The organism is Paenibacillus sp. FW507-14B1B, from assembly GCF_058781425.1.
The window spans coordinates 433,963-445,793 of record NZ_JBYSWS010000003.1; the positions used below are offsets into that span (position 1 = coordinate 433,963).

The 11,831-nt window shown below is 44.5% G+C and carries 10 protein-coding genes; 4 read left to right on the top strand and 6 right to left on the bottom strand.

The window, feature by feature from the left end:
* Window positions 1-29: 29 nt before the first annotated feature.
* Together AC3WJJ_RS17645 and AC3WJJ_RS17650 are read left to right on the top strand one after the other, a co-directional pair.
* Entirely contained in the window at window positions 30-1,298 is a 1,269-nt protein-coding gene (locus AC3WJJ_RS17645) for an MFS transporter (protein WP_492542704.1), read from the top strand.
* Window positions 1,299-1,617: 319 nt separating this feature from the next.
* Window positions 1,618-2,028 carry a DUF2500 domain-containing protein gene (locus AC3WJJ_RS17650; protein ID WP_492542706.1) on the top strand — a complete coding sequence of 137 codons (411 nt, stop codon included), beginning with the start codon at window positions 1,618-1,620 and terminating at the stop codon, window positions 2,026-2,028.
* Between the two features lie 101 nt (window positions 2,029-2,129).
* On the opposite strand, the gene AC3WJJ_RS17655 is transcribed toward AC3WJJ_RS17650, so the two are convergent.
* The 3 genes from AC3WJJ_RS17655 to AC3WJJ_RS17665 form a co-directional block, all read right to left on the bottom strand.
* Entirely contained in the window at window positions 2,130-3,530 is a 1,401-nt protein-coding gene (locus tag AC3WJJ_RS17655; protein ID WP_492542708.1) for a sulfatase family protein, read from the bottom strand.
* Window positions 3,531-3,550: 20 nt separating this feature from the next.
* Window positions 3,551-4,942 carry a sulfatase family protein gene (locus AC3WJJ_RS17660; protein WP_492542709.1) on the bottom strand — a complete coding sequence of 464 codons (1,392 nt, stop codon included), beginning with the start codon at window positions 4,940-4,942 and terminating at the stop codon, window positions 3,551-3,553.
* A gap of 79 nt (window positions 4,943-5,021) precedes the next feature.
* A complete protein-coding gene (locus tag AC3WJJ_RS17665) occupies window positions 5,022-6,446 on the bottom strand; it encodes a sulfatase family protein (protein WP_492542711.1) in 1,425 nt (474 codons plus the stop codon).
* 207 nt (window positions 6,447-6,653) lie between these two features.
* Here AC3WJJ_RS17665 and AC3WJJ_RS17670 point away from each other — a divergent pair, with 207 nt between their 5' ends.
* On the top strand, window positions 6,654-7,505 hold the full coding sequence (locus AC3WJJ_RS17670; RefSeq protein ID WP_492542713.1) for a helix-turn-helix domain-containing protein: 852 nt from the start codon (window positions 6,654-6,656) through the stop codon (window positions 7,503-7,505).
* A 387-nt stretch (window positions 7,506-7,892) separates the two neighbouring features.
* Window positions 7,893-8,108 carry a hypothetical protein gene (locus AC3WJJ_RS17675; RefSeq protein WP_492542715.1) on the top strand — a complete coding sequence of 72 codons (216 nt, stop codon included), beginning with the start codon at window positions 7,893-7,895 and terminating at the stop codon, window positions 8,106-8,108.
* Window positions 8,109-8,182: 74 nt separating this feature from the next.
* Here the strand turns inward: AC3WJJ_RS17675 and AC3WJJ_RS17680 are convergent, their stop codons facing one another.
* Genes AC3WJJ_RS17680 through AC3WJJ_RS17690 form a run of 3 tightly spaced genes read right to left on the bottom strand, consistent with a single transcriptional unit; the run spans window position 8,183 to window position 11,810 of the window.
* Window positions 8,183-9,322: a toxic anion resistance protein gene (locus AC3WJJ_RS17680; protein WP_492542717.1), complete on the bottom strand. Its 1,140-nt coding sequence runs from the start codon at window positions 9,320-9,322 to the stop codon at window positions 8,183-8,185.
* A gap of 38 nt (window positions 9,323-9,360) precedes the next feature.
* Complete coding sequence (locus AC3WJJ_RS17685; RefSeq protein ID WP_492542719.1) at window positions 9,361-11,046, bottom strand: vWA domain-containing protein; 1,686 nt, start codon at window positions 11,044-11,046, stop codon at window positions 9,361-9,363.
* Window positions 11,047-11,060: 14 nt separating this feature from the next.
* On the bottom strand, window positions 11,061-11,810 hold the full coding sequence (locus AC3WJJ_RS17690; RefSeq protein ID WP_492542720.1) for a hypothetical protein: 750 nt from the start codon (window positions 11,808-11,810) through the stop codon (window positions 11,061-11,063).
* Window positions 11,811-11,831: the final 21 nt, after the last annotated feature.

Below are 11,831 nucleotides of genomic sequence, written 5' to 3' on the forward strand. Positions count from 1 at the left end.
TGCCCTTTCGGGCGAATTGAGGAGTTAACATGAATAACAACAAGAAGAAATTCCACTGGGCTTGGTGGATACTCATCGGCGTTTCCATTATGGTTGGTCTAACAAGAGGCGGTCTAAACAGTTCTGGCGGATTGTTCCTACCACCAATTACCGAAGATTTAGGTATTAAAATGGGAAGTTTGACGATCTATTTCAGTATTGCTGCCATAGTCACCATGGTGTTCTTACCTATCGCTGGTAAATTAATGGCTAAATACAATATACGTACGGTATTAATTATTGCAGCTGTACTGCAAGCTGGTTCATTTGCTATGTTCGGTTTCATGAATTCCGTATGGGGCTGGTACTTGTTCTCCATTCCTATGGCTATTGGTGCCGTATTCTTGACCCAAATGGCAGGCCCTGTACTAATCAACAATTGGTTTAAGAAGAACAAAGGTCTAATGATTGGTATTATGATGGCTGTATCCGGCGGATTAGGTGCTGTACTTCAACCGATCGTTGGTAACTTAATTATTAGCCAAGGCTGGAGACACACGTATTTCATTATTGGATTGGGTGTCATGGCAATCATTATCCCAGTTATATTCTTTACCCTAAGAATGTCTCCAAAAGAGAAGGGCTTGCAGCCTTATGGTGCTGATGAAGTTAGCAATGATGATGCAGCGGCTAAAACACCTGCACTAGAAACAGGAGTTACACTCAAAGCAGCTAAAAAATCATCTGCATTCTATGCACTCATTGTATTCTTCTTCTTCATTACTGCTGTTGGCTGTATTGCTCAGCACATTCCAACTTACGCAACCAAAGAATTAGGTTACAGTGGAACGTTCGCAGGTAATGCGATGGCAGGCTGGATGTTTGGTGCACTAATTGGTGCTTTGGCTTTCGGATTCTTGACCGACAAAATCGGCGCGAGAAACACAGCAATCTTTGCGATGGTGCTTGGATTAGTTCCAGTAGTTATGTTATTAACATCTGCTAAGAACCCAACGATGTTCTCCATTGCTATGGTTATCTTCGGATTTGTTGTTGCATCCATCGGTACCTTAGGTCCTTTGCTTACATCTGCTCTATTCGGTAATAAAGAATACAGTCAGATTTATGCGAACATCGCTCTAGGCTTGGCTGTTGCATCTGTTGTTGCTCTGCCAGTGTATGGATATGTGTTTGACGCGACAGGTTCTTATACGCCTGTACTTTACGCCATTGCAGTTATGCTCATCGTTAACGTAGTCCTACTTATCGTAGCATTCAATGGTAAGAAAAAGTTAGAAAAAGCAGGATTATGGAATTAATCGACGTTTAGAAATTAGAGATTTCCTTTCGAGGAGATCTCTTTTTTTACTCTTACGTCTTTATTCGCATGTGATAATAAGCACATACTCCGTTAATCAACACCGAAATATGTTCATTTCCTCGGTGTTATTTACTATATTATCGCAGATGGTACATGCCATGTCAAAAAAACACGACTAAACCGTCCTTTATGTCGATTTATTATGTAAATAGTTACATTCCCTTTTTTCTCATATTTTGAAACATAATGATCTATTTCACCGTACATATAAACAATATAGATTATCCAATTAGATAAATGACAGGAGGAATTGCAGCATGCTTTCCCCAGGACCATCTTTCGGTGGAGGATTTGATTTCATGTTTACGCTTGTTCCCATTCTCATTGTTATTGTATTCGTCATTGTTATTGTCGGGCTCATCTCCAGTGGTGCACGCCATGTCAAGAATGCCACCTCACCCCAAGAATCCATATATGCTAAAGTTGTTTCCAAACGGATGGAGGTTCGTAATCATACGAATCATCACCACAATCATGACATGATGCATTCTCACAATTCATCCAAAACGTATTACTACATCACCTTAGAGTTCGAGAATGGTGAACGCAATGAATATTTAGATGTGAAGAATTTGTACGGTCTCGTGGTTGAAGGAGATTCCGGTTATGCGGCAGTTCAAGGCGAATGGATTGTTGCCTTTCAACGAGAGGTAGAAAGCAGAAGTTAAGTCTACCGCGCCACCTACTATATATTTAAAGGCGACCCATATGAGGTCGCCTTTTTTATGTTACCGTGAAATGTCTCTACGCCTTCGTACCGAATCTCTCTTTAATCAATCTGCTTCACCGGTTCATCCAGTACTTCTCTTTGCAGTGCGGCAAGTTCTTCTTTTAACTGAGCCGTGATCTCCGCATAGTCAGGATTTCCATACACATTGTTCATCTCGCAGTAATCCTGCGTAAGATCAAACAATTCCCATTCCGGGGGTCTGTTTTCATCCCTAGAACCTGCAGTACCTAGTGCTTCCGCATAATAATAGATTAGCTTATATTGATGCGTCCGTATGCCGTAATGCGAATAAACATTATGATGATCGTCAAGGTGCATCCAGTACCGATAATACATCGATGTTCGCCATCCATCCGGTGTTTCGCCCTCTAAGACGCTACGCAAGCTATATCCCTGCATATCAGGAGGTGCTTGAACACCAGCATAGTCGAGGAATGTCTGGGCAAAATCCACATTCAGACTCATCGCATCTGTTACGGTACCCGGTTTAATGGAGCGAGGATACTTCACGACGAACGGCATCCGAAGTGATTCCTCATACATAAACCTTTTATCGAACCAACCATGATCACCGAGGAAGAAGCCCTGATCTGATGTATAAATAACGATTGTATCCTCAGCCAACCCTTCACGATCCAGATAATCGAGCAACCTGCCGACATTATCATCAATGGACGCAACGCAGCGCAGATAATCCTTCATATAACGCTGGTACTTCCATTTTTTCTCCTCTAATTTCGTCAGGCCTTCCGGCGGCTTCCCTTTTGTGTCACTTTCCAGCATATCCTCAATCCGCATATTGGCTTCAACCGCTGCTTGTGAGCGAGTTGCGTAATCATCATTGAAGGTCTCTGGCTCAGGAATATCCACATCCTCATACATTTGCTTATGCTTCTCATCCGGCACCCATGGTCGGTGCGGCGCTTTATGATGGCACATTAACATGAACGGCTTGCTCTCATCCCGCTTCCCAAGCCAGTCTAGACAATGATCTGTAATTAGATTGGTAACATAGCCGCTATACTGCTTCTCTTCCCCCATCTCGATAAATGTCGGATCATAATAATCGCCTTGTCCCACAATAACATTCCAATAATCAAAGCCCGTAGGGTCTGCATCCCCGCCGTGTCCTAAATGCCATTTGCCAACCATAGCTGTCTGATAGCCACCTTCTTGAAGTAGCTTCGGAAATGTCATCTGTCTCCCATCGAAATGTTCATCAATGGACTTTACACCATTTAAATGATTATACTTTCCTGTCAAAATAGCAGCTCTGCTCGGAGAACAAATGGAGTTCGTACAAAAGCAGTTATCGAAACGAACACCCTCATTCGCAATGCGATCAATATTCGGTGTTGTGTTCACCTTACTTCCATAACAGCTCATCGCATGAGCAGCATGGTCATCGGACATAATAAATACAATATTCGGTTGTTTCATGTTCGTCGTCTCCTTTATCCTCATTGTCCAAGTAGTACAGGCTCATCCTGCAAAATATCGTTATGGCTGCGCATCCATGCCGCTAATTCACCGGCAAGTCGCTCCAAGACTTCTCTATATGCATCCTCTGCTGACAAATCTTTCGTCTCCCATGGGTCATTCTCTAGATCAAATAGTTGCAGACGAGTAACGCCTGTATCTGTAGCCGGAGAATAGTAATACCGTATGAGCTTCCATCTTCCATCGGTCACCATACGCTGGACATCGCGGTATACAGAGCATACGACACGGCGCAAGTTAGCGTTGTTGTCTCCAATCAAGCTTGGCACCATGCTGATTCCTTCGACTTCCGGTGGGGTCGGAACACCACACAACTCCATAAGCGTCGGAAAAATATCGATGTTGCTGACTGGAGCTAACTCTCTTTTTCCAGCTTGCACTTCTGGTCCTTTAACAATAAGCGGAATCCGCACACTATGCTCATACATATTCTGCTTACCCATCAAACCATGCTGCCCGATTGCAATACCATGATCAGCCGTATACACAATAATGGTATCGTCGTAGATCCCTTTCGCCTTCAGTGCTGCAACCACACGGCCAATCTCGGTGTCCAGATGAGTAATGATCCCATAATAATCAGCAATATGTTGACGAATTTCATCTTCGTTCCTAGGGAGTGCTGCCAAGTGCTCATCTCTAACCGTCATATCTCCCGTATCAAAAGGATGCTCCTCCTTATAATTGTAAGGTAGCGGAATATCCTTCGGATCGTACATGCTCGCATAAGGCTCAGGTGAAGTTCTAGGATCGTGAGGCGCTGTATATGCCATGTACAGATAAAACGGTTCTTCCTTCTGATAGTCTTCTATAAAACGTACAGCCGCGTCCGTGAACAACTCGGTTGAAAAGGTATTCTCTACATACTGCCTCTCCATTAGGTATTTCCCATCAGGATCAAAATCCTGAACCGGGACCTCCGTATGCTCACTCATGCCGTGAAAGAATAGCTTATCTCCACCATCAAAACTACGGGCAAAGCTACCTTTATCATTGTGCCATTTTCCGATTGCGTGTGTATGATAGCCTGCCTCTCGCAGCGTTTGCGGCATAAGCTGGACATCTGGCCGTATAATCACGCTATGATCCCAAGACATCACATCTCTGCCGATCATCGCATTAAAGACAGACATGCCTGAATTTACGCAAGCACGGCTAGGTGCACACACTGCTCCAGTTAGGCCACCAAAAATATGTGTATTTCCAAATGACGTTCCTTCAGATGCCAGTGCGTCGAGTACGGGTGTAGAAATTACTTCATTGCCGAATGCACCTATGGCCTCCTCACGGTGATCATCTGCAATCATGAAAACAACATTCGGCTTGCGTTTTGGACTTGATGGATTCTTCATATTCTCGCCCCTTATATGTAACTCTACTTTCGTATTATCACTTCCATATATAGAACCTTATAAGTGTGGTACGGGGTCATTATGCTCTCGCCGACCGTACAGGCCTTGTTCGTCCTGCTTCCACAAGCCTCTCTAGCTCAGACCTCATCTCGCTCACTAGCACAGGATACTTGTTACATTGATTCACTGCTTCGCGAATGTCATCCCTTATATCATAAAGCTGCTCCTGTGGATCTTCTGGTTTCACTTCCCGGTCTGGTGTATGCGGAATACCAATAATGCTACGTGTCTTCTGGTCGAATCCACCTCCACCAGCTCCTCGGATATACTTCCAATCCCCCCGGCGAAGAGCAAGCATCCCATCAAGAGACTGGAGTATGACGGATTCTCGAAGTGGACTACCGAGTACCTGCCCAAGCAGATCTGGAAGCATATCGATACTGTCCTCTCCCGCATTGTCAGGCAATTCGTCCTCCAGAATCGATGCGCATGTTGCCATCCAATCAGTCAGGCAGATAAGCTCCTCGCTAGTCGTTCCTCGGGGAATATATCCAGGCCAGCTTACGATAAAGGGAACACGGTGCCCCCCTTCCCAGATGTCTGCTTTCTGACCACGCAGATTTCCAGCAGAATCATGACCGTGAACCGTAATTTCCTCACGGAATGGATCAGGTCCATTATCACTTGTAAAGACGATCAGCGTATTATCTCGAATGCCTTTGTCTTCTAGTAAGCTCACTAAGCGTCCGACCGTATCATCAATTTCCAGTATTAAGTCACCTCTAGGTCCAATTCCGCTCTTACCTTGGAAGGATTCACTCGGACTCCATGGCGTATGGGGACCCGTTAAAGGTAGATAGAGAAAGAACGGATCTACTCCCGTAGTTTGTTCAATGAATTCAAGTGCCTTTTGTGTCAACACTGGATGAACATCTTCATCCTTCCACCCCGGAACCATCAACCCACCGCGCCCTCGCTGACTGAAATCCTCAGGGTCTTTTGGGATACTCGGTATTCCAACGGTACGATCATTCTCGATAAAAGAATACGGCGGCATATCAAGGGAAGCGGATATCCCGAAGTAATAATCAAACCCACATGACACAGGGCCATTTTGAATCGGCTGACTATAATCAAATCTCTCAGGTGAGTCGTTTACTTTTGCCCAATCCATGCCTAAATGCCACTTCCCAATGCAAGCGGTTTCATATCCGTGCTCTTTCAGGTATGAGGGCAGTGTCTTGCGCCCCTTTTCTATAATAGATGCGTCGTGCCCGTGAAGAACACCACTCTTAATCTTGCCTCTCCAGCAATATCTGCCTGTCATAACACCGTACCTAGACGGCGTACATACAGCAGAAGATGCATGGGCATCCGTATACCTTCTTCCTTCTTCCGCCAATCGGTCAATATGAGGTGTTGCGAACTGCTGAGCCCCGTAACAGCTTAAATCGCCATAACCTAGATCATCCGTTATAATGTATATCATATTAGGTTTTTGCATAAAGAAACTCCTTTTCAGGTGAATGTGTATCTTTATAAGACTCATCCTAACATGCAAGATTACCGTCTTACTATGGCACTAACTACTGCCTTTTTGACATTTCTTATGACCGTCATATCTCTATGAAAGGGGCTCTACTTCGTGTTTGTCCTCAATGAGTCATTTCATATCGATTATTTATCTATGCGTGTTCACTGGATACGTAATATGAACAAACATACAAGCTTTTACGTGAGCCATATGCGTGTGCCTTACACCCTGATATGGCTTGTATTAGATGGAGAACTCCAGATCGAGATTAATGGGGAACAGCGTTGGGCTACCCGTGGAGATCTGATTATGTGTCCTCCCAATACCCAATTCGAGCTGATTCCTCGCGATTCTGAAGACCGTATTCACTACCTATCCTTCTGTGCTGACCTGAAGATTTGCAGTATGGATCTCGTTTCGTTATACGGGCTCCCCACTGTAGTGAGATTAGAGCCATCGGATCGGCTAGATAAGTGGATTGCGAATTGGAACATACTCGTAGAGGAATTTGATCATTTAGGTGAGCTTGTCGAGGCGAAGGCCTCACATCATGATAACGAAGGAACGAATACATATCTGCTTCATACGGATATCCCCATACATTATTGCGGACTACAAGGACTTATCTATCGCTGGATTCAGCAGTGGATGACTACCGTCCGGCACATGCTTCCCGATGAACCACTTCGCTTCGACCACCGTGTAATGAAGGTATGTGATTATGTAAGAGAACGACTGGATCAGCCTCTTCACTTACAAGAGCTTGCAGATCATGTTCATATCAGTGTTAGCCAGTTAAGCCATCTATTCCTGGAGACGCTAGGCACTGCACCCATGGAGTTTGTCAGACGGAGTCGGATCGATTTTGCGAAACAGATGCTGCTGAACAACACATTAAGCCTTCGGGAAATTGCCGAGCGGATCGGCTATGAGGATCAAAGCCAGCTAAGCCGCGCCTTCAGGCGCGCAGAAGGAGTAAGCCCGAGCCAATATCGCAAAAACCTAGCCCTCTCCTATATGAATGGGTAAAGGACCACTTGCGGTTCGCGGTTCGCGGTTCGCGGTTTGCGGTTGGCGGTTTGCGGACTCACATTCCGTTATTTCTCTGTTTTTATCATTTTGTGTATGTAAGCGGACAGGAGAGTCGTTATTACCTATATAACAAGCCGATTTAGATCTGATTGAGCGAATAACGGATTCTGAGTCCGCATGTTACCCAATAATGGGTGAATTTTAGTAAATAGCGAACTCTCTGTCCGGTTGTTATTAAAAGTATGCCGAATGCACATCGCTTGAATTTAATCCGGAAGGCCTGAGGGATCTGGTGTTACAAAATAGAAGATAACTTCCCATTGCACAAAGTCACCTTGTATCATCTTCTAATTCCCACCATCTTTTTTAGAAAGGGGATTTTTTATGCAACTGGCTGTACAGGGAGTGCCAGAACTCATTATGCTCTTGATAATAATGGCTGCTAACTACTTAATAATATACCTTATCGTTAGCGCTGTTCTTAAAAATTCAGGATTGAAATCTGAAGTTGATCATCTAAAAAAAGAAGTTTTTGATTTAAAGAAACTATTAAATGAAAAAACAAAAAATACAGCAGATGACAATACTAACGAAAACTAAGAACAATTGTTACGCATACCATCCGCAAATGTATACAAAGAAGGGACACCCCAACCCTGGGGTGTCCCTTCCCTCTATAAACCTAACTGCTGACCTCTCTCCAACCGGTGAATCTGCTGCTCTCCGTTATCCGCCAGCTCTCTAAACTCAAGAATGGTGTCACGCATTTTAGGCAGAGCTTCCTGCTTGTAAGTGCTGATTGAATCCAGTGCGGATAACACATCTGTGAAGGCTTGCTTCAAGGTGTCCACCGACACACTTGTCTCAAGTGACTGCTTATGAATCGCGGCACCCTGATCCTTCAGCATTCTTGAAGTCCCGCTTATTAAATTGTCTGTCGTTTGATTGAGTAGCTCAATCTTCTTCAGAACGATTCGCTGGTTATACAGCGCGCTCGCCACGGTCACCGAGATCTTCAGAGCAGATACCGTTACATTTCTGGCCCGGTCCACGCCTCTGATCAGTTCTTTGTTGTTCCGCATGACAACTTCAATGGCCATGATGCCCTGTTGATTCACGACCAGCATTTGCTGCAGGTCCATGACACGCTGACGCAGTGGAAACAGCACTTCTTCTGTTATGAACCTAATTTTATCTTCAGATTCCTGGCGCGCTTTAGCAGCTTCAATCTGGGATTCGATCTCTGTATCCATGAGCATCCCAAGTTGAATTTCCTTCTGAAGTTTTTTGGTGAGATCCCGAAGTGTCTGTTGTTCGATCTCAAGGGTTGTATTGTCGTTTCTCAGTACGGTTTTGCCCTTATCTAAGGAAACAATAATATCGGAGATAACTGCATCGGCCTTCTGATACTTAGCAAAGTAACTCCGCAGCGGATTAAAGAACTTGCCTAGGAAACCGCTTTTGGCAAAATCCACGAGACTCGGATCTAAATCCTTCAATTGGAGCTGCAGCTCTGTCAGCCCTTTTGCAACCTGACCGCCCTCATCGCCCGTCTTGGAAAGATTGCCGACAGATACTTGCAGCAGGGAATTCTTCTCTGAGGAAGACCTCATCGTGTTCATGCCGAAACTATCAATCGATTGCAGAACCTGCTTCCGCTTCTCTAATGAATCCATATCGAGTTCGATGATGGTCTGTACATTGTTAGCTGCAAGTTCCTTTAATTGTCTAACCTCTTCAGGCTCTGGCTTTATCTGTTCTTCAATAGCTGTCTTAATCTTTTCCTCACTAATAACCTCCATGGTAAATGACAACCGCAACCCCTCCTTAAGTGTTGTATAGTGAATTACATCTACATCTGAACATTAAGCAATTGACCGATCTTATAGACCACATCATCTGTATCTGCATTAATACTCGCTGCTTCATTAATACTGGATATGCTTTGAAGCGCTTGAATATCTGCGTTATATCCAATCGTATACACCGGGATTTTGTAGGACTCAATCAACCCTCTGATATCATCAAGTGAATGCCCTTTATTCGTCTCCCCATCACTAAGGACAAAAATAATCGGCTTCACATCCGGATTTAACGCAATCTCATCCTGAAGCATTTTCATCGCAACGACTATGCCATCAAATGTAGCTGTGCCTCCACTCGCCTGTAGACTGTTAATCGCTCCAACGAACATGGATTGCTGATTCGTATCATATTTTGCAATGGGAAGATTGATCGACACACTGTCAGAGTAGGAGACGAAGCCAATGCTGTTGTCCCTGCCGAGGTACTTTTGCCCCGTTAATAATGATTCCTTCAAACGGTTGAGCGGCTCACCATCCATACTTCCGGATACATCCGCTACAAACACCGCCGCAACTGGTTTATTGCCGTCCTTCTTCTCTTTCCACAGCTTCTGAGCCGAAGGCAAAAGGCTGCTCTCAATGGCATCCATCTCGGATTGATAGTCGTTAAGTCCATTGAAGCCTTTTTTCTCCGCTAGACTCTGATATTTCTCCTGCTCGACAAACTCGGCAAATGCCTTAATGATATCCTTCTTTTCTTGAGGGACATTCCCAACAGCATACAGCGGGCTATCGTGCCTTACACCAAAAGGAGTGAACACATAACCACTCTTCAAATCTGCCGCGTTCACAAAAGTCTGATACTCCAGAACGAAAGCATCTAGCATTCCCGATTTCGCTGCATCACGCATCTGTATTGTTGTGGACGCAATAAAAGGTACATTCGCCTGGAATTTCTCGAATTCTTGCACCGCCTTCTCGCCAAGCATATCGCTGCTATCAAATGTACGAAGGGCGGTTACAAGGAAGTTTAGACCCGTTGAACTTGCAAAAGGATCGGTATAACCCATAGCCAGCTCATTCGCGGCAATTGCATCCGTAAGAGTCTTGAGATTTAGAGACCCATACTTTTTAATAAGTTCATCGTATTTAGCCTTCTTGGTGACTACACCGGTCACATTACCGGTAAGTCGCTTGGATACAAGCTCGATGCTGGCCCCACTCTCTTTCACCATCTCTCCCCACAGCTCATTGGAAGGGGTGAATGCATCGGGTACATATTTACCTGAGATTATGTAATCTTTCGCTGTTCCTGATGCGATATTGCGAATCTTCACAGAAACGGGCATACCATTCACCGTCGTATTCGACTTATTGAATTCTTCTGCGACTTCATTTAACCATCCATCAATGCCGCTTCCTGCTTTCTCTGGAGAGGAGAAAATCTCTACGAAGCTATCTGTTGTGTTCTGCACAGAAATTGGATATTTCGAAATATCCGGAAGTGAATCTCCAATCGCTACCGGATCGAGGTCGATCTGCCCCTTGACTGGTTCAGCCGTCGTTACTGAAATATTACCGTATACTTTATTCAGCTTCTTGGCTGCATCCTCTGAGCTTATCTCGGTCTTGCTTTTGCCTAAATTAGACGTAAGGTTGACCCCTGCATATACGATGATAAAGACAACCACTGCAATTGTCGCTAACACAAAAAATGCTTTACCTTTACCCATGCCTATCCCCTTTCTTATTGCTTATATAATTTAGTCTGATTAATCAATAAATCAATTTCCTTCATGCAAGGCATTTCTTCAACGTCGTTATAATCGGTACTCCCCAGCCGAGATATCTCCAATAATAACTGGTCCAGCTTCAGCAAAATTTCCTCGTTACCGTCAAGATATCCCGCTACAGCAGCCAGGTACTGGTCGTATAGCTCTGTTTTTTTCTTCATTACATTGGTAGACCGCTGTGTAGATCGGTGCTGAGTAGCCATATTTGCAAAGTCAGAAGCCGTAAAGACGCCCAGCTTATTCAGAATTCCTGTGATATTCAGATAAAAGAGCTTCTCGACCTCTATAATGACCGAATAGAATTTTCGATAGCTCAGTTCCCCCTCATTAAATCGCTGCCTAAGCACATTTAATAGCGTCAGCTTCTTCTTCTCGATACGATCTAATTGCTCCAAAGCTAGCGCAATATCATTCTTTAATACCTTCACATTGCGATACCCGTGAATTGCAGCTATGTAATCCTCACGCGATTTCAGATCCCTAACTGGAGCTATGACGATCGTAGGCCGTTTCAACAATAGAACATAACTGCCATACAGCAGAATCAAAAGACTCATAAACAACACCGTGACCCCAAGAGCGGTCTGGAGAGCATTTCCCCCTCCGATCTCTACACCTAGCAGACCCGGTGACAACATCACAATATTAAGAGCTGCAACGCCAGCAACAAGTAAGAGCAGCTTCAAGGATTTCGAGCCATTCAAGCAACATACACCTCCCCCACG

Coding starts and splice junctions, on each gene's coding strand:
- AC3WJJ_RS17685 (WP_492542719.1), bottom strand. CDS start 11,046: ATGGGTAAAGGTAAAGCATTTTTTGTGTTAGCGACAATTGCAGTGGTT.
- AC3WJJ_RS17660 (WP_492542709.1), bottom strand. CDS start 4,942: ATGAAGAATCCATCAAGTCCAAAACGCAAGCCGAATGTTGTTTTCATG.
- AC3WJJ_RS17655 (WP_492542708.1), bottom strand. CDS start 3,530: ATGAAACAACCGAATATTGTATTTATTATGTCCGATGACCATGCTGCT.
- AC3WJJ_RS17645 (WP_492542704.1), top strand. CDS start 30: ATGAATAACAACAAGAAGAAATTCCACTGGGCTTGGTGGATACTCATC.
- AC3WJJ_RS17650 (WP_492542706.1), top strand. CDS start 1,618: ATGCTTTCCCCAGGACCATCTTTCGGTGGAGGATTTGATTTCATGTTT.
- AC3WJJ_RS17670 (WP_492542713.1), top strand. CDS start 6,654: ATGAACAAACATACAAGCTTTTACGTGAGCCATATGCGTGTGCCTTAC.
- AC3WJJ_RS17665 (WP_492542711.1), bottom strand. CDS start 6,446: ATGCAAAAACCTAATATGATATACATTATAACGGATGATCTAGGTTAT.
- AC3WJJ_RS17675 (WP_492542715.1), top strand. CDS start 7,893: ATGCAACTGGCTGTACAGGGAGTGCCAGAACTCATTATGCTCTTGATA.